We start from the raw sequence: 21432 nt of genomic DNA, 5'->3' as shown, positions 1-21432 counted from the left end.
GGGCGGTGTCGGCGCTAGGCCAGGGCGGACGGCGCGCGGCCCAGCAGGCGCTCGGCCAGTTCGAACACGCCCTGGGTCAGCAGCGCCAGCACGGCCGCCGGAATGGCGCCGGCCAGCAGCATGTCGTTGTCGTTCAGCGCCAGGCCGATGGTGATGCGCTCGCCGTAGCCGCCGGCGCCGATGAAGGCGGCGATGGTGGCGGTGCCCACGCTCATCACGGCGGCGGTCTTGACGCCGGCCAAGATCACCGGCAGCGCCAGCGGCAGCTCGATGCGCAGCAGGCGGTCGCGCGGGCGCAGGCCCAGCGCCATCGCCGCCAGGCGCAGGCCGGACGGCACCTGCAGCAGGCCGGTGCAGGTGTTGCGCACGATGGGCAGCAGCGCGTAGACGAACAGCGCGAGCAGCGCCGGCGCCGTGCCGATCATCCCCAGCAGCGGTATCAACAGGGCCAGCAGGGCCAGCGAGGGCACCGTCTGCAGCACGCCGACCAGCGCCAGCACCGCCTGGCGCAGTCGCGGCCGGTACGCCGCCAGCACGCCCAGCGGCACGCCGACGGCGCAGGCCAGCAGCACCGCCAGCGCGACCAGGGTCAGATGCTGGCGCGTCAGCGGCCACAAATCCCGATCGAACAATTTCTCCAGCAGGCCGGCGCGCGGCGCGGCAGCGCCGGCCCCGGACGTGGCCACGGTAGAGCTCGTGTCGGTGCCTGACCCCGACACGGTGGCGGCAGCGCCTCCGGCGGCGCCCTTCGCGGACGATGCAACGGCTGGGCTCGTGTCGGTGCCTGACCCCGACGCGGGCACAGCGGTGCCGCCGCCGGCGCCCTTCCCGGACTTGGCCACGGCTGGGCTCGTGTCGGTGCCTGACCCCGACACGGGCTCGGCCGCCGGCGGCGCGCCTTGGCCGGGCCGGGCCGGCGGGTGCGCCGCCAGCCAGGCGCGGGCGACGGCGGCGAAGCTTTGGCCGTCGATCTCGGCGGCGGCGTTCATGCCGATCATGTCGGCCGCGCTGATGCGCCCCTCCAGTTGCCGCAGGGCCTGCCAGGCGGCCGGGAAGCGGGTCGCCGCGTCGAGCCGGTACAGCAGCACGGCGTCGTAGCGCGGGAAGTGCCGGCGGTCGTCGTCCAGCACGCGCAGGCCGTATTGGCGGATCTTGGCGTCGGTCGAATAGATGTCGATCACGTCGACCTGGCGCCGCGCCAGCGCCTCGTAGGCGATGCCGTGGTCGAGGCCGGACGGGTGCTGGTGCAGGCCGTAGCGCCGCACCAGGCCGGGCCAGCCGTCGGCGCGGCCGATGAACTCGTGCGACAGGCCGAAGCGCAGCGTCGGCCGCGCCGCCAGTTCGCTCAGCGTGCGCACGTCGGCGTCGGCGCGCATGGCCAGCGCGTAGCTGTTGTTGAAGCCCAGCGGCACCGCCACGCCCAGGCCGAACGGCGCCAGCTCGCGGCGGATCTGCTCGAGCGGGGTGGCGTCCTTGTGCTTGAGGATCTCCAGGTCGATGGTGCCGAGGTATTCGGGGTAGACGTCGATTTTGCCGGCGCGCAGGGCCGCCAGCACGATGGCGGTGTTGCCCAGTCCGGGCAGATGCTCGCTGCGCGCGTGGGGCGCCGCCGTCTGCGTCAACAGCTCGCCGAGGATGTAGGACTCGGTGAAGCGCTTGGAGCCGATGTGCAGCGTGCCGGCCGGGCGCTCGGCGGCCGGCGCGGCTGCTGCGGACACCGCCGCCGGCGCGGCCACGGCGGCATCCAACGCCAGGCAGAGCAGCGCCAGCAAGGCGGCCTGCGCCAGCCGGGCGTAGCGGCCCGGGCCGAACGACCGGGTCAAGGCCGGCGGCCGGCGCGATAAGACGGCAAAGGGAGAAACAACGGCTGTGGTGCGCACGCACTCTCCGGTTGAGGTGAACAATCCGTCAGCTTACCACCGTCGACATCGCCGCGCCGACGGGCGGCGCCAACGTGCGCAAGCAAGCGCCGACGGACGGCGCCGCGCCTCAGGCGCCGGCGCGCAGCATGGCCGCCTTCAAGGCCTGGCCCAGCGTCTCGATGCTCTCCGACAGGTGGGCGCGGGTCTCGCGGCTGCCGGCACGGGCCAGCGCGGCGCGCAGCTCGCGCTGCAGCTCGATGGCGTTCTCGCGCTGCAGGCTGCGGGCGTCGGCCGGCGTCTCCAGCGAGGGCCGCAGCAGGATCGCCGTCAGCCGCTTCAGATGCTCGCGTTGCAGGTTGCGGCGCATGGTGGAGATCTCCTTGCCCTCCTTCAGCTCGCTCCACACCGCCGCCTGCACCGAGGCGTACAGTTCGCCCAGGCTCAGGCCCTGCGCCGCGTCGGCCAGCTTCTCCTGCGAGTCGAGCAGACGGGCCGCCACCTGGTCCGACAGCAGCTGGTCGAGCACCGCTTTTTGCAGCGTCAGCACGCGCGCGCCGACCGACACGTCGGGCCGGCCGCGCCCCTCGAACTGGTCGGCGCCCAGGCGGCTGACCAGGGCCGGCGCGAACTTGAAGCTGTCGGCCTTGAACAGGCTGTTGGTCAGCATGGCCAGCGCGGCGCGCTGGCGCGGCAGCGGCACCGGCGTGAAAGTGGCGCGGCCGGTGCCGGCGTGGTCGCGCAGGTAGGTCACGCCGCCGACGTACTTGACCACCACCGGCATGGTGCGCGAGAACTGGGCGAAGCCGAAGTCGAAGCTGCGCCGCAGCGCGGCGTAGCTCTCGCCCGGCTTGGGCTGGCGCGCCTGCACGCGGTCCCACAGCTCGCGCGACATGCTCAGCCGCTTCTGGTAGTAGGCCAGCGGATCGCTGCCCAGGTCGAACACGTTGACGTCGGGGTCGGAGTTGTAGCCGCCCGACTCCTGGTCGGTGCCGTAGGCCAGCTGCGGCTCGTTGGAGCGGCCGGCGATGCGCGCCAGCTCGTCCTTCTCCTGCGCCGGCTCGATCGGTTTGTAGGCGTACTCGATGGCCCAGTAGTCGTAGGGGCCGAGCGCCGAGCTGACGTACTCGCCCTGCTGCTCGCCCTTGAGCGCCAGGTTGAACGGCGTGTAGTCCATCACCGAGCCGCTCAGGCCGTGCACCTTGGTGAAGGCCGGGTCCTGCAGCTGCTGCATGCTGTAGATGGTCGACGAGCGGAAGTTGTGGCGCAGGCCCAGCGTGTGGCCGACCTCGTGCATGATCACCGAGCGCACGTAGGCCTGCGCCACCGCCTCGGCCTGCGGGCCGTCCATCGCCATCTCGCCGCGCGCCTCCAGCAGGCCCATGGCGAAGCCCAGCTCCTGCTCGGACTCCTGCAGGTAGGCGCACTGCGCCTCGCGCCGGCCGCCGGGCGGGGCCGCCGACAGCGCCGGGCCGTCCTCGGCCACCATGCGGCGCACGCGGCGGGCGAAGACGTCGGACATGGCGATGTCGGCGTCGAGGATCTCGCCGCTGCGCGGGTCGACCTGGTGCGGCCCGATGGCGAAGCCGACGTCGCTGCCGACGTACCAGCGGATCGAGGCGTGGCGCGCGTCCATGGTGTCGAAGCGGTCCTGCTCGCCCTGCTGGCGCACCTCGATGGCGTTCTTGAAGCCGATCCGCTCGAAGGCGGCGTTCCAGGCCAGCACGCCGTCGCGCACGGCGGCGCGGTACTTCTCGGGGATGTTCTTGTCGAGCCAGTAGACGATCGGCTGCTTGGGCTCGGACAGCGCCAGCGCCGGCTCGCGCTTCTCCAGCCGCCAGCGGTCGACCACGTGCGTGGCCAGGGTCGGCTTGACGTCGTCGGAGAAGTCGTAGCTGGTGCTGACGAAGTGGCCGATGCGGTCGTCGGCCGGACGCGGGTGCATCGGCTCGGCCGGCAGCGGCATGAAGCTGTAGTAGAAGCCGAGGAACATGCTGCGCGGGTCGGGCAAGGTGGTCGGCGCGCCGGGCATGGTCAGCGCCGCCGGCCCCAGCGGCAGCACCGGCAGCTTGGGCACCGCGTAGTGGGCATTGACGCTCAGGCCGGTTATCGCCGCGTCGGCGCGGATGGCGACGAAGCTGCTGTTGCGCGCGTCCGGCACGAAGGGGATGCGGTAGGCGTATTCGAGCCGGGTGGCATAGCCGGCGATGTCGCCGAACAGCAGCGCGTTGGCCTCGATCAGGACGGCGTGGCTTTGCGGGTGGGCCGCGCTGGCCACCGGCGCGTTGGCCAGCAGGCTGTCCGAGTAGGCCTGCGCCACCGTCAGCGCCTGCGGCGTGCCGCCGCGCGCGGCGTAGTCGGTGTTCTTGGCGATCAGCTGCACCAGGTTGCCGATGCGGTGGAAGTAGACCACGTGGCTCTCGCCCATCTGGCTGCCGTAGATGCCGCGCTCGCCTATCCCGCTCGGCATGTTGAGCGACATGAACATCGGTCGGTCGAAGTGCTCGGGGCGCAGCTCGAGCCATACCTTCTCGTCCTTCTGGTACAGGCCGAGGAAGCCGGGTATATGCGCGGCGCCCCGGCTCACCTCGGCGAAGGGCTTGGGCGCGCCGGCGGCGGCGACGGCCGCCGCCAGGATGGCCGCCTGCTGCGCCGGCGTGGCCGGACCCGCCGCCGGCGCGGGCGCCGGCGCGGCCGGCGCCACCGGGGTCGGCGGGGTCGGCGGGGTCGGCGGGGTCGGTGTCGGTTCCTGCGCCACGGCGCAAGCGCTCAGGGTCAGCAGGACGGCGAGGTGCAGCGACAGGCGGGGGACAGACGACGGCAAGGCGGGCATGGCGATCCGGGTACGAGAGCGTTTTACAAAGAAAACAACCGTAATAATGTACCCGAACGCCCGCGCCTTGGGCGGCTTTTTCGAGGGCCGCCTCTAATTCGCCAGCTGCGGCGCGCGCGCCACGCCGCCGTTGACCACCACCTGGCAGGGATTGAAGCCGATGGCGTAGGCCAGGTCGGCCGGGCGGGCGATGCGCCAGAGCGCGAAGTCGGCCCGCTTGCCCGGCGCCAGGCTGCCGATCTCGCCCTGCAGGCCGAGCGCGCGGGCGGCGTGGACGGTGCAGCCGGCCAACGCCTCGCGCGGCGTCAGGCGCCACAGCGTGCAGACCATGTTCATCGCCAGCAGCAGCGAAGTCATCGGCGAGGTGCCCGGGTTGCAGTCGGTCGCCACCGCCATCGCCACGCCGGCCGCGCGCAGCGCCGCCACCGGCGGCGGCGTGCTGTCGCGCAGGAAGTAGTAGGCGCCCGGCAGCAGCACCGCCACCGTGCCGGCGGCGGCCATGGCGGCCACGCCGGCCTCGCTCAAATGTTCCAGGTGGTCGGCCGACAGGCCGCCGTAGCGCGCCGCCAGCTCGGCGCCGCGCTGGTCGGACAACTGCTCGGCGTGCAGCTTGACCGGCAGGCCGTGGCGCCGCGCCGCCGCGAACACGCGCTCGGTCTGCGCGTTGGAGAAGCCGATGCGCTCGCAGAAGGCGTCGACGGCGTCGACCAGGCCCTCGGCGGCCAGCGGCGCGATCATCTCGCAGACCGCGTCGACGTAGTCGTCGGCGCGGCCGGCGAACTCCGGCGGCAGCGCGTGGGCGCCGAGGAAGGTGGTGGCCACCGCCACCGGCAGCACCTGGCCGAGGCGGCGCGCCACGCGCAGCATCTTCGCCTCGGACTCCAGGGTCAGGCCGTAGCCGGACTTGACCTCGATGGTGGTCACGCCCTCGGCCAGCAGGCTGGCCACGCGCGGCAGGCTTTGCGCCAGCAGCTCCTCCTCCGAGGCGGCGCGGGTGGCGCGCACGGTCGACATGATGCCGCCGCCGGCGCGGGCGATGTCCTCGTAGCTGGCGCCGTTCAGGCGCGCCTCGAACTCGTCGCTGCGGTTGCCGGCGTGGACGATGTGGCTGTGGCAGTCGATCAGGCCGGGCGTCAGCCAGCAGCCGGCGCCGTCGTGCGTGCGCGCGGCCGTGTGCGGCGGCAGCGCCGCGCGCGCGCCCAGCCAGGCGATGCGGCCGTCCTTGACGGCGATGGCGCCGTCAGGGATCTCGCCGTAGCCGTCGGCCGTGGCCATCGTCGCCAGGTGGACATTGGTGAACAGGACGTCCCATGCTGCAGTCATAGTGCTTGCCTTGCGCTGGTGGCGGCCGTTGCGAGCCGCCGTGGGTTGATTTTGGGGGCGGCTGTCTTGCCAGGCTGCGCCAAGACCACCCAACGGCAAAGAGCCAGGGTCAGACCCTGAGGGTCTGACCCTAGACTTGCGCCGCTGGGTCTTGCCGACGCCACCTCAGGCGGCGACGAGGTCGACGACGAACACGCTGGCCTGCGCCGCCTCCATGCGCCACTCCCGCTCGCCGCTCAGCAGCACGGCGTCGAAGCGCACCAGGGCGAGGCACTCCTGCTCGCTGCGCAGGGTCAGGCCCTCGCCGTCGGCCAGGAACAGCAGCGTGGTGCCGCTGCGCCGCGCCAGCGCCTGCTGGCCGCGCACCTCCTGCCGCTCCAGCTTGTGGCGGCAGCGGCCGCGCCGCGTCATCACGTTGAAGTCGGTGGTCGGGCCGCCGGCCACGGTGGCGTGCACCGCGTCCTCGCCGGCGAAGCAGACCACCGGCTCGTCGGCGCCGAGCACGACGCGCTCGCCGCCGAAGTCGAGCAGCACGCCGTCGCCGTCGACCAGCGCCAGCGTGCGGTCGATGCCGGGAAAGACCGAGAACGGTCCGCTCTGCGCGATGGTCGCCAGGCTGACGCGCCAGTCGAAGCCGTCGAAGCCGGCGCCGGGCGGGAAGACCATGATCTCGGTGGTGCTGCCGCCGCCGTTCTTCCACGGCGCCGGACGCAGGCTGGCGTATTGGATCAATTGGGTCATCGGAACTCCCTCAGTTCGGCCAGGGTTTGCTTGAAGCGCGCGGCGATGGCCTGCTGCGCCACGTGGCGGCCGTCGCGCACCGCCCACTGGCCGCCGACCATGACGTCCTTGACCAGGTTGTCGTTGCCGCTGAAGATGAAGCTGCCGAGCACCTCGTCGAGCGCCAGCCCGAACAAATTCGGATGGGCGTCGTCGAGCACGATCAGGTCGGCGCGCTTGCCCACCGCCAGCGCGCCCAGCGGCCGGCCGGAGGCCTGCGCGCCGCCCTGCAGGGCGCCCTGCCAGAGGAAGTCGCCGACGTTGCGCTGTTCGGCCGAGACGGCGATGTTGCGGCGCAGGTGCTGCAGGCGCTGGCCGTACTCCAGCCAGCGCAGCTCCTCGACGGCGCTCTGCGAGATGTGGCTGTCGCTGCCGATGCCGAAGCGGCCGCCGGCGGCGAGGAAGTCCTCCAGCGGGAACAGGCCGTCGCCCAGGTTGGCCTCGGTGGTCGGGCACAGCCCGGCCACGGCGCCGCTGGCGGCGATGTTGTCGACCTCGTCGCGCATCAGGTGGGTGGCGTGGATCAGGCACCAGCGCTCATCGACGTCGACCTGGTCGAGCAGCCACTGCACCGGCCGGCGCCCGCTCCAGTCGACCGATTGCGCCACCTCCTGCTTCTGCTCGGCGATGTGGATGTGCACCGGCCGCTCGTCCGGCAGCGCCAGCAGCACCTCGTTGATCTGCGCCACCGAGGCGGCGCGCAGCGAGTGCGGCGCCACGCCGACCTCGGTCTGCTTGTCGCGCAGCGGCTCGAGCGCCTCGACGATGCGCAGCACGTCGTCCGGATTGGTGCGGAAGCGCTGCTGCTCCGGCTTGAGCGCGCTCTCGCCGAAGCCCGAATAGCTATATAAAACCGGCAGCATGGTGAGGCCGATGCCGGCCAGGCGCGCCGCCGCGACGACCCGTTCGGCCGTCTCGGCCGGACGCGGATACATGGCGCCGTCCGGCGCGCGCTGGACATAGTGGAACTCGCAAACGGCCGTGTAGCCGTGGCGCAGGCATTCGGAAAACAGCTGGGCGGCGATCGCCTCGATGTGCTCGGGCGTGATGTTGCGGGCGAAGCGGTACATCAAATCGCGCCAGGTCCAGAAGCTGTCCGGGCCGTCGCCGGCCTTTTCGGTGCGCCCGCCCAGCGCCCGCTGGAAGCTGTGCGAATGCAGGTTGACCATGCCGGGCAGCGCGTACTGCGCCGTCTCCACGCCGGCCGGCTGGGCCGCGCCGACGGTCACGCCGGCCAGGTCGCCGCCGGCGTCCCATTCAAGCAGCACGTCGTGGCGCCAGCCCTCGGGCAGCAGGGCGTGGCGGGCGAACAGGCGGCTCATCGGCGCGCCCAGTCGGCGGCGGCGCGCGTCATGGTCGCCAGCAGCGGCTGGACCTGCTGCGCCAGGTCGGCGCGGTAGCCGAACGGCGCGCTCTCGTCCATGTAGGTGGACTGGCACATCTCCAGCTGGATGGCGTGCACGCCCGACTTGGGTTGGCCGTAGTGGCGGGTGATGTGGCCGCCCTTGAAGCGGCCGTTGACCGCCACCGTGTAGCGCTGCTGCGCCAGCGCCGACTCGACGACGGCGGCGCGCAGGCCGTAGTCGCAGCTGCTGCCGTCGGCGGTGCCGAAGTTCAGGTCGGGCAGCTTGCCCTCGAAGAAGCGCGGCACCCGCGAGGCGATCGAATGGGCGTCCCACAGCACCACCGTGCCGTGCAGCGCCAGCATGCGCTCCAACTCGGCGCGCAACTGGCGGTGGTAGGGCTCCCAGTACAGCGGCAGGCGGCGCAGCGCCTCCTGCTGGTCGGGCTGGTAGCCGCCGGCGTACAGCGGCTGGCGGTGGAAGGTGTCGACCGGGCACAGGCCGGTGGTGTCCTGGCCCGGGTAGAGGTTGGTGTTCTCCGGCGGCCGGTTCAGGTCGATCACATAGCGCGACCAGCGCGCCGCCAGGGTCGACGCGCCCATCTGCTCGAGGAAGCCGTACAACTGGGCCAGGTGCCAGTCGGTGTCGGCCTTCTCGGCGGCGGCCGGCGTCATGCGCGCGGCGAGCTCGTCGGGGATGTCGGTGCCGACGTGGGGCATCGACACCAACAAGGGAATACTGCCTGCTTTGAATTTGAAGTCCATCTGATCGTTCCCTCAATCCGGGCCGCTGCTTACGGGTGCAGCGGCGTGAACAAACTCTTGCACGAGGCGCTCAGCTCGCCCTTCAACACCATCTGCTTGGCCGCCTCGATGTCCGGCGCGAAGAAGCGGTCGGCGTCGAAGAAGGGCACGTCCTTGCGCAGCTGGGCGTGCACATACTCCAGTTGCGGCGAGGTCTTCAGCGGACGGTGGAAGTCGATGCCCTGGGCGGCGGCCAGCAACTCGATACCGACGATGACAGCCGTATTGTGCGCCATATCGTCGAGCCGGCGCGCCGCGAAGGTGGCCATGCTGACATGGTCCTCCTGGTTGGCCGAGGTGGGGATCGAGTCGACGCTGGCCGGGTGGGCCAGCGACTTGTTCTCCGAGGCCAGCGCGGCGGCGGTGACGTGGGCGATCATGAAGCCGGAGTTGACGCCGGGGTCGCGCACCAGGAAGGGCGGCAGGCCCGACAGGGTGGCGTCGATCAGCAGGGCGATGCGGCGCTCGGAGATGCTGCCGATTTCGGCGATGGCCAGCGCCAGCGTGTCGGCGGCGAAGGCCACCGGCTCGGCGTGGAAGTTGCCGCCCGAGACGATCTGCGCCAGGCCGCCGGCGGCGTCCGGGAAGATCAAAGGATTGTCGGTGACGGCGTTGGCCTCGATCAGCAGGGTGCGCGCGGCGTTGGCGATCAGGTCCATGCAGGCCCCCATCACCTGCGGCTGGCAGCGCAGGCAGTACGGGTCCTGCACGCGCTCGTCGCCGACCAGGTGCGAGGCGCGGATCGCGCTGCCGCTGACCAGCTGGCGGTAGATGGCGGCGGCGGCGATCTGGCCGGGCTGGCCGCGCACCTCGTGGACGCGGGCGTCGAACGGCGAGTCGCTGCCCTTGGCGGCGTCGATCGACAGCGCGCCGGTGACCATGCCGGCCTCCAGCAGGCGCTCGGCCATGAACAGGCCGTGCAGCGCCAGCGCGGTCGACACCTGGGTGCCGTTGATCAGCGCCAGGCCCTCCTTGGCGGCCAGCACCACCGGCGCGATGCCGGCGGCCTTGAGCGCGTCGGCCGCCTGCAGCAGCTGACCATTGACACGCACCTCGCCCACGCCCAGCATGGCCAGGGTCATGTGCGACAGCGGCGCCAGGTCGCCCGAGGCGCCCACCGAGCCCTTGGCCGGGATGGCCGGCATGATGCCGGCGTTGTACAGCGCGATCAGGGTGTCGACGATCAGCGGACGCACGCCGGAGAAGCCGCGCGCCAGCGAGCCGATCTTCATCAGCAGGATCAGGCGCACCACGGCGTCCGACACCAGCGCGCCGGTGCCCACCGAGTGCGACAGGATCAGGTTGCGCTGCAGTTGTTCCAGCTTCTCGTCCGGGATGCGGGTCTTGGCCAGCAGGCCGAAGCCGGTGTTGATGCCGTAGGCGGCGTCGCCCTTGGCGACGATGGCCTGCACGGCGGCGGCCGAGGCGGCGATCACCGGATAGGCCTCGGCGGACAGGGCCAGCTTGCCGGCGCTGGTCCACACGGCGCGCAGGTCGGACAGGGTCATCTTGCCCGGCAGGAGGGTCAGGGTGTTGGTGGCTTGTGTCATTGAATTCGCTTTCGTGTGGATTTACTTGATCATGGGGAGGTTCAGGTGGTTGCGCTTGGCGCACGCCACCGCCGTCTCGTAGCCGGCGTCGGCGTGGCGCATCACGCCCGAGCCGCTGTCGTTGACCAGCACGCGGGCAAGGCGCTTGGCCGCAGCGTCGGTGCCGTCGGCGACGATCACCACGCCGGAGTGCTGCGAGTATCCCATGCCGACGCCGCCGCCGTGGTGCAGCGAGACCCAGGTGGCGCCGCCGGCGGTGTTGAGCAGCGCGTTCAGCAGCGGCCAGTCGGAGACGGCGTCGGTGCCGTCCTTCATGCTCTCGGTTTCGCGGTTGGGGCTGGCCACCGAGCCGGTGTCCAGGTGGTCGCGGCCGATGACGATGGGCGCCTTCAGCTCGCCGCTGCGCACCATCTCGTTGAAGGCCAGGCCGGCGATGTGGCGCTCGCCCAGTCCCAGCCAGCAAATGCGCGCCGGCAGGCCCTGGAAGGCGATGCGCTCGCGCGCCATGTCGAGCCAGTGGTGCACCTGCTTATGGTGCGGGAACAGCTCCTTGATCTTGGCGTCGGTCTTGTAGATGTCCTCCGGATCGCCCGACAGCGCCACCCAGCGGAACGGGCCGCGGCCCTCGCAGAACTGGGGCCGGATGTAGGCCGGCACGAAGCCGGGGAAGTCGAAGGCCTTGGCGACGCCGTGGTCGAAGGCGACCTGGCGGATGTTGTTGCCGTAGTCGACCACCTTGGCGCCCAGCGCCTGGAACTCCAGCATGGCCCGCACGTGCACGGCGCAGGACTCGGTGGCGGCGGCGGTCAGGGCGGCGTGGCGGGCGCTGTCCTGCTGCGCCGCCTTCCACTCGGCCACGCTCCAGCCGAGCGGCAGGTAGCCGTTGATCAGGTCGTGCGCCGAGGTCTGGTCGGTGACCATGTCGGGCACCACGCCGCCGGCCTTGGCGCGCCGGACCAGCTCCGGCAGCACCTCGGCGGCGTTGCCCAGCAGGCCGATGGAGATGGCGTCGCCGGCCGCCTTGTGCAGCTTGATCAGCTCGATGGCCTCGTCGATGCTGGCGGCCTGCTTGTCGAGGTAGCGGGTGCGCAGGCGGAAGTCGATGCTGCTCTGCTGGCACTCGATGGTCAGCGACACGGCGCCGGCCATGGTGGCGGCCAGCGGCTGCGCGCCGCCCATGCCGCCCAGGCCGGCGGTGAGCACCCAGCGGCCCTTGAGGTCGCCGCCGAAGTGCTGGCGGCCGGCCTCGGCGAAGGTCTCGTAGGTGCCCTGGACGATGCCCTGGGTGCCGATGTAGATCCAGCTGCCGGCCGTCATCTGGCCGTACATGAACAGGCCCTTGCGGTCGAGTTCGTTGAAGTGCTCCCAGTTGGCCCACTTCGGCACCAGGTTGGAGTTGGCGATCAGCACGCGCGGCGCGTCGGCGTGGGTCTGGAACACGCCGACCGGCTTGCCCGACTGGATCAGCAATGTCTGGTCGTCCTCCAGCTCGCGCAGCGAGGCGAGGATCTGGTCGTAGCAGGCCCAGTTGCGGGCGGCGCGGCCGATGCCGCCGTACACCACCAGGTGCTTGGGATTTTCCGCCACCTCCTTGTCCAGGTTGTTCTGGATCATGCGGTAGGCCGCCTCGGCGCCCCAGTTCTTGCAGCTCAGTTCGGGGCCGCGCGGGGCGCGGATGTCGCGGCTGGCGTCAAAACGCGGATCGTTGTCCAGGCTGCTCGAAGGGGTGGTCATGGTGGCTCCTCAGGTTGGTGGGGCGGGCCGGCGCGCGGACGCGAAGGTCCATGCGCCGGCCCGCGCATCCTTGAAGGATAGGTTGTCTATACAACCAAGTCAACCGGTTTTTTGTTTCTTAGTTGACAAAAGATAACATGCCTCTCCGGCCTTCCGGGCGATCCTATCCCAACGGGAAAATACCGATTGCGATAACGGAGGAGGCCATGCAAACGCACGTCAAGCGGCTCCACGGCGATTGGGACCTGGGCTTCGCGCTGGACAAACACATGCTGAAGAGCGTCTACATTGGCGACGATGAGTATGGCCATGCGCGCTTCGACAACACGCGCACACCGGCGGGCGAAGCCTTGTACCAATTGAAATATGAGGAACACTGGGACCAGGCGAAACTTCTTGCCCAGGCTGTTCATGAAGACATTTGCCCTCACCTGCCCGACATTGGCATGGTGGTTCCGATGCCGCCGAGTCAATATCGCCAACGCCAACCGGTCACAGAAGTGGCAGCGCACTTGGCGATGCTCCTTGACGTACCCATGTTCGAGAATTTCCTCCTGAGGCAACGCACCGGCGCAAAGCTCAAAGATATGCATACACGTGAAGACAAGGATGCCGCGTTGAAGGGTAAAATCACTCTGGGGCACACATTTCGTGGCGAGGGCCGGTGGAATGCTCTGCTGCTGGACGACTTGCACGACACGGGCGCATCGTTGAATGCAGCCTGCGAGGCGCTGCGCGCATGTGAGAAAATCGCCAAGGTATATGTGGCCGCGTTCACCTGGAAACGACCGAAATGACTACCGTATTTATCGCCGGATCGATCAACATCAAACACCTGCACGCCAAGGCGCAGACACGGATGATGAACATCGTTGTTGGCGATTACGCGGTGCTGGTTGGCGACGCCGATGGGGTGGACACGGCCATACAGAAATTCCTTCACGAGAACGGCGCGCGCAATACCACCGTCTACTGCGCGGGCGGCAAGCCACGCAACAATATCGGCGGCTGGCCAGTGCATGGCGTCACCTCCTACCACCCCAAGGGCAGCCGCGCCTACTTCACCGCCAAGGATATCGAAATGGCCGAAGCGGCGGATGTCGGCCTAATGATTTGGGATGCAAAAAGCACCGGCACACTGAGTAATGTCATCGAGCTACTCAGCCGCAAGAAGAACTCGCTGGTCTTCCTCGACAAGGAAAAGCAGTTTCACAAGGTGAGCAATATCGATGAACTGGAAGCACTCGTCGGACGGATGGCCGACGCCGACCGCATGAAGGCCGACAGCAAGATCGGGCTGCTAGACCGCATCGCCGCTTTGCGCTCCCGCGCGCTGCAGATGGACATCCTGCAGCGCACGGCGGAAGCACTTTCACTGGACGACTGAGCCGCCGCGCCCTCCCCGCCCTACTTCTGGAACACCCGCTTGCCGGCCACCCAGGTTTGCAGCACCTCGATTTTGCCGATCCGCTCGGCCGGCACGCTGAACAAGTCCCGCTCGGTGACGATGAAGTCGGCCCACTTGCCCGGCTCCAGCGAGCCGATCACCTTCTCCTGGTGCGCCGCGTAGGCCGCGTCCAGGGTGAAGCAGCGCAGCGCCTCGGTCAGCGTCACGGCCTGCCGCTTGTACCAGCCGCCGGCCGGCACGCCGGCGTTGTTCTGCCGCGTGACGGCGGCGTGGATGCCCTCGAAGGGATTGGGCGACTCGATCGGGAAGTCCGAGCCGCAGGCGATCCTCGAGCCCTGCGCCAGGAAAGTGCGCCAGGCGTAGGCGCCCTTGATGCGCTGCGGGCCGACGCGCTGCTCGGCCATGTTCTGGTCCGAGGTGGCGTGGGTCGGCTGCATCGACGGGATCACGCCCAGCGTCTTGAAGCGCGGGATGTCCTCCAGCGCCACCACCTGGGCGTGCTCGACGCGGTGGCGCAGCGCGCCGTTGTGGTACTTGGCGATCAGCGCCTGGTAGCCGTCGAGGATCTGGCGGTTGCCGGCGTCGCCGATGGCGTGCACGTTGACCTGGTAGCCGGCCTTCATCGCCTTCTCCATGCGCGCCCGCATCTCGGCGTCCTTGTGGAACAGCAGGCCGCTGGTCGACGGCATGTCGCTGTACGGCGCCAGCAGCGCGGCGCCACGGCTGCCCAGCGCGCCGTCGGAGACCAGCTTGACGGCGCGCAGCGCGTACATGTCGCCGGCGTAGGAATTGAGCGGTCCCTTGGCCGACAGGGCGTCGAAGTCGGCGCCGGTGTCGAAGATCATGGCGTAGACGCGGGCGCTCAGCTTGCCCTGGTCGGCGTAGCTGCGGAACAGCGCGTCCTCGCCGGCGCCGATGCCGGCGTCGTGCACGCTGGTCAGGCCGACCCGCGCCAGGCCGGCCAGGGCGCCGTCGAGGGCGGCGCGCTGCTCGGCCACGGTGGGCGCCGGCAGCACGCGGTCGACCAGCTCCATGGCGCCGTCGACCAGCACGCCGGTGGCGTCGCCGGCGGCGTCGCGCTCGATCTTGCCGCCGGCCGGGTCGGGCGTGTCGCGCGTGATGCCGGCCAGTTGCAGGGCGCGGCTGTTGGCCCAGCCGGCGTGGCCGTCGACGCGGCGCAGCCAGACCGGCCGCGCCGCCTCGGCGCCGTCCAGCTCGGCGGCGGTGGGGAAGCGGCCCAGCCGCCAGATCTCCTGGTTCCAGCCGTTGCCGATCAACCAGCTGCGTTGCGGCTGGGCGCGGCCGAACTCGGCCACGGTTTTCAGCGCGCCGGCCAGCGAGGTGGAGCTGTACAACTCGATGCCGGCGGCGATCTGGCCCAGGCCGAAGACGTGGCCGTGGGCGTCGATCAGGCCGGGCAGCAGGCCCTTGCCGCCCAGGTCGATGTGGCGCGCGCCGGGCGCCTTGGCGGCCACCCGCTTGGCGTCGCCGACGGCGACGATCTTGCCGGCGTCGTCGAAGGCCAGCGAGGAGAAGGCGACCAGCTTGCCGGCGGCGTTCAGGGTGTGGCCCTTGGCGTTGTCGATCACGGTGGCGGCGCGCGCCGGCGCGCTGGCGGCGGCGATGGTGGCCAACGCGGCCAGGACGGACATGGAACACTGCAGTTTTTTCAGGCGCATCGACTCTCTCCGCTGGGAAGCCGCGCCGGTAGGCGCGGCGCTTCACACGGAGCAGAGTGTAGCGAGTTTTGCGCGCCGTTCCAACTGCGGCGTGCTTGGGCCGCTAGGCAGCGAGGGTGCGGTCCGCCTGCAGCCATGCTAAGAGAACCCAACGGCGCACATCGAGGGTCAGACCCTAGGGTCTGACCCTGGCTCGCCGCCGTCGGCCGGTCTTGCGGCCGCTGGCGTCTTGAGTGGTTAGAAGATCCCTTGCAGCGACACCGACAGCAGTTTGGAGTCGCCGAAGAAGGGATAGCTGTAGTGCGACTTGTCCTTGCTGACGTCGTACTGCAGCTTGAGCGCGGTGTTCTTGCGGAAGTCCCAGCGCAGCGACAGGTACTGCGTGTTGCGCCCCTCGATCGGCTCGGTCACCGTGCGGTAGCGCGAGAAGGTGACCATCGGCGTCCAGGCGCCGTACTGGTAGCCGACGCCGACCAGCGCGTACTTGTAGATGTTGTTGATGCCCTTGGCGGCGTCGACCTGCTCGTAGCGGTCCACCTCCGACTTGATCAGCCAGTTTTTGTAGTCCATATTGGCCGACAGGCCCATGATGCGCGTGCCCTGGCCGTCCACCAGCATGGTGCGGCCGCCGCCGGGCGCGTCCTGCCAGGTGCTGGCCTTGTACCACATGGTCATGGCGCGCACGTCGACCACGCCGTTGTTGGCCGTGACCGAGCCGCCGACGATGTTCTTCCACGACTCGTGGGTCGGCGTGGTGTAGTAGATCAGTGTGTCGTAGGCGTCGTTCTTCTGCGTGTACTCGCCGCCCCAGACGTGGAAGGTGGCGGCCCAGTCGGAGGCGCCGAGCTGGGTGCGGTAGCTGGCGTTGGCGCCCTGGTAGGCGTAGATCGGCCAGCCGTAGACGTCCGGCGCCGGCCGCACCCACGGGTAGGCGTAGCCGATGTACAGGTAGTCGCTGTAGTAGTACAACGGAATGCGGAACTGGCCGGCCTGGAAGGTCCAGGCCGAGTCGGCCGAGGGCTGCCAGGTCAGGTAGGCCCAGTCCAGCGTCGGCCGCGAGCCGTGGTTCGGGTTGCGCGCGCGCGCCACCAACTGCGCCGTGGCCGACAGCGTCGGCGAGAACTCCTTCTTGATCTGCACGCCGACCAGCGACTCCTGGTCGACCTGCCAGCCCTCGCTCTTTTGGTAGACCGAGGTGTATTCCCAGCCCTGCATGGTGCACGGGCACTGCCACTGCTGGTAGCTCCACGGCGCGCTGCTGCCCTGCGCCGAGCCGCTCAGCACCTTGCCGGCGGTGAGGTTGTAGAAGCCGGTGAGCCTGAGCGAGCCGTCCTCGGCCAGGTCGATCGCGGCGGCGCTGCCGGCGGCCAGCGAGGCGATCGCCCAGGCCATGATTGTCTTTTTCATCGAGCTGTCTCCAAATGGGGGAAGAATGGGGCCGGGCCGGGTCAGGGGACGGTGGCGACCACCTTGACGCTGTCGTCGAGCGCCGCCTTTTCGATGTAGCCGATGGCGTTGAGGTTGGCGCTGACGGCCTTCTTCACCTCGGCGCTGGTCTTGTACTCCTTGGGCGCCTTGCCCTTGGCGGTGAAGACGATCTTCGACCAGATCGCCTCGACCTGGGCCGGCGACTTCTCCAGCACCTTCTGGCAGAACTCGGCGCGGATGGCCGTGCCCTCGGCCTGCTCGACCGGCGTGAACAGCACCGAGCCGCCGAGGAAGAACTGCGCCGCCTGCGAGGGGAACATGCGGCTGGCCGGGTTCTGCGGATTGACGATGATGACCAGCTCGGCCGAGGCCGGCGCGGCCAGCGCGGCCAACACCAGCATGGGCACGGCGCGTTGAAGAAGACGTTTCATCTGGACTCCTGTGTGGAACGGGAACGATGCATCACGGGGCCAGTGTATTCCCGCCGAACGGCTCAATGATTTCACAATGGAAACTTCTAGCGGAATTTTCCGTTGGATGTTTCAGATCCACAACACAGCCGGGCCGCCTGCGCCCCGGGCAAGGCGGGTACAATGCAGCCTTCCTTGCCCACTCCCCGTCCCCCGTGCAAAGTCGTCAACTCTATTTCCGCCTGCTGCGGCAATTCCGCCCCTACGGCCCGATCGTCGGCGCCACGCTGCTGGCCGTGGGCATCGCCTCGGCCACCGACGTGCTGCTGATCCGCCAACTACAAAACGTGGTCGACGCGCTGGCGCCCGGCAGCGCCATGGGCGGCATGGCCGGCGCCCGTGGCGGCGCCGCCGGCGGCCTGCTCGGCATGGTGCAGGGCTGGCTGCACGCGCTGCTGCCGAACGAGCCGTCGAAGGCGGCGCTGTGGGCCATCCCCGCCATCATCTGCGGCCTGGCGCTGGTGCGCATGCTGTCGACCTTCTCCGGCGACTACGGCGCGGCCTGGTTGAGCAGCCGGGTGCAGGCCAACCTGCGCGAGTCGATGTTCTCCCGCGTGCTGCGCCTGCCCAACAAGTTCTACGACAACTCCTCGACCGGCACCACGCTGTCGCAGATCGCCTACGACGCCAGCCAGGTGTCGCAGGCCGGCCTGAACGTGCTCAACGTGCTGGTGCGCGACTCGGTGGCCACGGTCGGCTACCTGCTGTCGTTGTTCGCCATCGACTGGCAGTTGGCGCTGTTCTGCCTCGGCCTGCTGCCGCTGGTGGCCATCATCGTCACCTTCGCCGGCCGGCGCATGCGCCACCTGAGCCAGAGCGCGCAGCAGGCCATGGGCGAGCTGACCAATGTGCTCGACGAGAGCATCAGCGGCCAGCGCGTGGTGAAGATCTTCGGCGGCCAGCCATACGAGCAGCGCCGCTTCGACCGCGTGGTCAAGCTGAACCGCCAGCTGGCCGTCAAGCACGCCGCCACCGCCGCGCTCAACTCCGGCGTCATCATGCTGTTGGTCGGCATCACGCTGTCGTCGGTGATCTACTTCGCGCTGCTGCGCGCCCAGGCCGGCGCGCTGTCGCCGGGCGCCTTCGTCGCCTTCATGGGCTCGCTGATGGCGATGCAGACGCCGATCAAGAACCTGACCAAGGTCAACGAGCCGCTGCAGCGCGGCCTGGCCGCCGCCGAATCGGTGTTCGGCCTGATCGACATCGCCACCGAGACCGACACCGGCACGCTGGCGCCGGCGCGCACCGAGGGCCGTTTGTCGCTGCAATCGGTCGGCTTCCACTACCAGGCCGGCGACGCCGACAGCCGCCCCGCCCTGCACCAGGTGTCGCTCGACATCGCCGCCGGCGAAACGGTGGCGCTGGTGGGCAGCTCGGGCAGCGGCAAGACCACCCTGGCCAGCCTGCTGCCGCGCTTCTACGACGTCAGCAGCGGCGCCATCCTGCTCGACGGCGTCGACCTGCGCGACTACCAGCTGGCCGCGCTACGCCGGCAGATCGCCCTGGTCAGCCAGGACGTAGTGTTGTTCAACGACACGCTGGCGGCCAACATCGCCTACGGCGACCCGGAGCCGTCGCTGGCGCGGGTCGAGGCGGCGGCGCGCGCCGCCCACGCCCACGAGTTCATCGAACGCCAGCCGCAGGGCTACCAGACCGCCGTCGGCGAGAACGGCCTGCGTCTGTCCGGCGGCCAGCGCCAGCGCCTGGCCATCGCCCGCGCGCTGTACAAGGACGCGCCCATCCTGATCCTCGACGAGGCCACCAGCGCGCTCGACACCGAGTCGGAACGGCTGGTGCAGGCGGCGCTGGAGGTGCTGATGCGCGGCCGCACCACGGTGGTCATCGCGCACCGCCTGTCGACCATCGAGAACGCCGACCGCATCGTCGTGCTCGACGGCGGCCGCATCGCCGAGATGGGCAGCCACACGGCCCTGCTGGCCAAGGGCGGCCTGTACGCGCGGCTGTACCAGACGCAGAAGAGCGTGCAGGGCGAGGCGCAGCCGGTCTGAGCCGCCGCGCTGGGCACCGGCCACGCAAAAACGCCGCACGGTAGCAATACTGTGCGGCGTTTTTGCATGCCGGGGTATGGGCTGCCTGGAAGGGGCCACACGCCCCTCTGGTAAACCTTCTCCTTTTACTTCTCTTTTTCTCTTTTTCCTTCTCTTTTCTTCTGCTTTTCCATTCACCGGAAAAAAGAGAAGAAAAAAGAAGGAAATAGTGGAAAGCAGTGGCAAAAAGAGAGGGTTTACCAGAGGGACTTGGCGCGGCGCCCGCCCGCCTCTCCTGCGCTCAGCTGGCGTCGTGGAAGATCAGGCCCAGCGTGTGGCGTCGGCCGGAAAGCAGCCGGCTGACGCCGTGCCGCATGTTGACGCGGTACACGCCGCGCCCGCCCGACACCGGCCGCTGCGCCACCGGGAAGACGACGGCGTCGCCGCGCGTCAGCGGCACCACCTCGGCGCGCGACTGCATGCGCGGACGCTGCTCGGTCAGCACGAACTGGCCGCCGTCGAAGTCCTCGCCCGGCTGCGACAATAGCACGGCGACCTGCAAGGGGAACACCTCGTCGCCGTACAGGTCCTGGTGCAGGCAGTTGTAGTCGCCGGCGCGGTATTGCAGCAGCAGCGGCGTGGGGCGCGGCTGGCCGGCGGCGTGGCACTGCGTCAGATAATCGGCGTGTTCGGCCGGGAAGCGCGGTGCCAGCCCCAAAGCCGCCTGCCAGCGGTTGGCAATGGCGGCCAGCGGCTGGTAGAAGGCGCGGCGCAGCGCCGCCACCGGCGCCGGCAGCGGATAGGCGAAGTACTGGTACTCGCCCCTGCCAAAGCCGTGCCGCTCCATCACCACCCGGCTGCGGAACAGCGCGGGCTCGGTGTAGCTGGCCGCCAGCCGGGCGCACTCGGCCGGCGACAACAGGCCGGGCAGCAGCGCGCAGCCGAATTCGTCCAGCTCCGCTTCGATCGCCGGCCAATCCAGCTCCGCCACCCGCCTCACTTGCCGGCCTCGCGTTCGAGCAGCGCGGCCTTGCGCTCGACGCCCCAGCGGTAGCCGGACAGGGCGCCGTCGTTGCGCACCACGCGGTGGCAGGGAATCGCCACCGCCAGCGCGTTGGCGGCGCAGGCGCCGGCCACGGCGCGCGCGCCCTTGGGCAGGCCGACCAGGGCGGCCAGCTCGGTGTAGCTGACGGTGCGGCCGGGCGGAATCTCGCGCAGCGCCTGCCAAACGCGCTGCTGGAAGGCGGTGCCGCGCACGTCGAGCGGCAGGTCGAGGCCGATGCCGGGCGCCTCGACCAGGCCCACCACGCGCGCCACCACCTGCTCGTAGTCGGCCTCGGCACCGAGCAGCTCGGCGCGCGGGAAGCGGTCCTGCAGGTCGCGCGCCAGCGCATCCGGGTCGTCGCCCAGCAGGATGGCGCAGATGCCCTTGTCGGTGCTGGCCACCAGGATCGCGCCGAGCGAGCAGGCGGCGATGGCGAAGCGGATCGCCGCGCCGCTGCCGCCGGCGCGGAAGGCGCTCGGCGTCATGCCCAGCGCGGCCGGCGAGGCGGCGTAGAAGCGGCCGCTGGAGTTGAAGCCGCTGGCGTAGATCGCCTCGGTGACGGAGGCCTCCTGGTTCAAACCGTCCTGCATGCGGCGGGCGCGCTGCGCCACCGCCCAGGCCTTCGGCGTCATGCCGGTGTGCTGCTTGAAGACGCGGTGGAAGTGGAAGCGGCTCAGGCCGACGGCGGCGGCCAGGCTGTCCAGGTCGGGCGCCTGCTCGGCCTGGTCGATCAGGCGGCAGGCCCGCGCCACCAGCGCCGCCTGGCGCTCGGCCAGCGGCGGCTGCTCCGGCTTGCAGCGCAGGCAGGGGCGGAAGCCGGCCAGCTCGGCGGCGGCGCCGCTGTCGTGGAAGGCGACGTTGCGGCGCAGCGCCGGCCGCGCCGCGCAGGACGGCCGGCAGTAGACGCCGGTGCTGCGCACGGAATAGTAGAACAGGCCGTCGGCGGCGGCGTCGCGCGCCTGCACGGCGGCCCAGCGCTGCTCCTCGCTGCGGTAGGCGGCCGTGTCGGCGGCCGGCGTCGCGCTTTTCATCAGGCTGTGCTTCATGCTGCTGCTCCCTTGGATGATGTTCAATGCTGCCATCTTAGCCAGCGGCGCGGCGCCCGCCACCCCGTTGCTTGCTTTCGAATTCGCCCCGCCCGGCCCGGCCCCGGGCCGTCCCGCCACTAGGACGGCCGCGCCGGCGATGC

Annotated in this window: 16 protein-coding genes; 3 read left to right on the top strand and 13 right to left on the bottom strand. The window is 70.1% G+C overall.

Features of this window, described 5'->3' with window-relative positions:
* Positions 1–14: 14 nt before the first annotated feature.
* The 8 genes from BM252_RS31535 to hutU form a co-directional block, all read right to left on the bottom strand.
* Positions 15–1736, bottom strand: coding sequence for a glycine betaine ABC transporter substrate-binding protein (locus tag BM252_RS31535; RefSeq protein WP_425442247.1), 1722 nt, complete (start codon positions 1734–1736; stop codon positions 15–17).
* 253 nt (positions 1737–1989) lie between these two features.
* Positions 1990–4692 (bottom strand): zinc-dependent metalloprotease, encoded by a 2703-nt coding sequence (locus BM252_RS00585; RefSeq protein WP_093382203.1) that lies wholly within the window; start codon positions 4690–4692, stop codon positions 1990–1992.
* A gap of 93 nt (positions 4693–4785) precedes the next feature.
* Positions 4786–6015: an imidazolonepropionase gene (gene hutI, locus BM252_RS00580; RefSeq protein ID WP_093382200.1), complete on the bottom strand. Its 1230-nt coding sequence runs from the start codon at positions 6013–6015 to the stop codon at positions 4786–4788.
* A 165-nt stretch (positions 6016–6180) separates the two neighbouring features.
* Positions 6181–6756, bottom strand: a complete 576-nt coding sequence (locus BM252_RS00575) for a HutD/Ves family protein (RefSeq protein ID WP_093382197.1) — start codon at positions 6754–6756, stop codon at positions 6181–6183.
* The gene (locus BM252_RS00570) at positions 6753–8117 is read right to left on the bottom strand and encodes a formimidoylglutamate deiminase (protein ID WP_093382195.1); all 1365 of its coding nucleotides are present in this window, start codon (positions 8115–8117) and stop codon (positions 6753–6755) included. The genes BM252_RS00575 and BM252_RS00570 overlap by 4 nt, the downstream gene beginning before the upstream one ends.
* On the bottom strand, positions 8114–8902 hold the full coding sequence (gene hutG / locus BM252_RS00565; protein ID WP_093382192.1) for an N-formylglutamate deformylase: 789 nt from the start codon (positions 8900–8902) through the stop codon (positions 8114–8116). The genes BM252_RS00570 and hutG overlap by 4 nt, the downstream gene beginning before the upstream one ends.
* Before the next feature lie 29 nt (positions 8903–8931).
* The gene (gene hutH, locus BM252_RS00560; RefSeq protein ID WP_093382189.1) at positions 8932–10491 is read right to left on the bottom strand and encodes a histidine ammonia-lyase; all 1560 of its coding nucleotides are present in this window, start codon (positions 10489–10491) and stop codon (positions 8932–8934) included.
* A 21-nt stretch (positions 10492–10512) separates the two neighbouring features.
* A complete protein-coding gene (gene hutU / locus BM252_RS00555) occupies positions 10513–12225 on the bottom strand; it encodes a urocanate hydratase (RefSeq protein WP_093382186.1) in 1713 nt (570 codons plus the stop codon).
* Between the two features lie 206 nt (positions 12226–12431).
* Here hutU and BM252_RS00550 point away from each other — a divergent pair, with 206 nt between their 5' ends.
* Positions 12432–13022, top strand: coding sequence for a ComF family protein (locus tag BM252_RS00550; RefSeq protein ID WP_093382183.1), 591 nt, complete (start codon positions 12432–12434; stop codon positions 13020–13022).
* On the top strand, positions 13019–13612 hold the full coding sequence (locus BM252_RS00545) for a hypothetical protein (protein ID WP_093382180.1): 594 nt from the start codon (positions 13019–13021) through the stop codon (positions 13610–13612). The genes BM252_RS00550 and BM252_RS00545 overlap by 4 nt, the downstream gene beginning before the upstream one ends.
* Positions 13613–13632: 20 nt before the next feature.
* On the opposite strand, the gene BM252_RS00540 is transcribed toward BM252_RS00545, so the two are convergent.
* The 3 genes from BM252_RS00540 to BM252_RS00530 all read right to left on the bottom strand — a co-directional run bounded on the left by BM252_RS00540 (position 13633) and on the right by BM252_RS00530 (position 17171).
* Positions 13633–15285: an amidohydrolase gene (locus BM252_RS00540; RefSeq protein WP_245774015.1), complete on the bottom strand. Its 1653-nt coding sequence runs from the start codon at positions 15283–15285 to the stop codon at positions 13633–13635.
* Positions 15286–15549: 264 nt separating this feature from the next.
* On the bottom strand, positions 15550–16719 hold the full coding sequence (locus tag BM252_RS00535) for a hypothetical protein (RefSeq protein WP_093382175.1): 1170 nt from the start codon (positions 16717–16719) through the stop codon (positions 15550–15552).
* A gap of 41 nt (positions 16720–16760) precedes the next feature.
* Positions 16761–17171, bottom strand: coding sequence for a type 2 periplasmic-binding domain-containing protein (locus tag BM252_RS00530; RefSeq protein WP_093382172.1), 411 nt, complete (start codon positions 17169–17171; stop codon positions 16761–16763).
* Positions 17172–17365: 194 nt separating this feature from the next.
* Here BM252_RS00530 and msbA point away from each other — a divergent pair, with 194 nt between their 5' ends.
* Positions 17366–19219 carry a lipid A export permease/ATP-binding protein MsbA gene (msbA, locus tag BM252_RS00525; protein ID WP_093382169.1) on the top strand — a complete coding sequence of 618 codons (1854 nt, stop codon included), beginning with the start codon at positions 17366–17368 and terminating at the stop codon, positions 19217–19219.
* 280 nt (positions 19220–19499) lie between these two features.
* Here msbA and BM252_RS00520 read toward each other — a convergent pair whose 3' ends face one another.
* Together BM252_RS00520 and ada are read right to left on the bottom strand one after the other, a co-directional pair.
* Positions 19500–20246: a 2OG-Fe(II) oxygenase gene (locus BM252_RS00520; protein WP_425442246.1), complete on the bottom strand. Its 747-nt coding sequence runs from the start codon at positions 20244–20246 to the stop codon at positions 19500–19502.
* Positions 20195–21274, bottom strand: a complete 1080-nt coding sequence (gene ada, locus BM252_RS00515) for a bifunctional DNA-binding transcriptional regulator/O6-methylguanine-DNA methyltransferase Ada (protein ID WP_174900391.1) — start codon at positions 21272–21274, stop codon at positions 20195–20197. The genes BM252_RS00520 and ada overlap by 52 nt, the downstream gene beginning before the upstream one ends.
* Positions 21275–21432: the final 158 nt, after the last annotated feature.

It is taken from the genome of Rugamonas rubra, from assembly GCF_900114705.1.
In the GTDB taxonomy this organism is placed as follows: Bacteria; Pseudomonadota; Gammaproteobacteria; order Burkholderiales; family Burkholderiaceae_D; genus Rugamonas; species Rugamonas rubra.
This window is presented reverse-complemented; position numbering and strand designations above follow the sequence as displayed.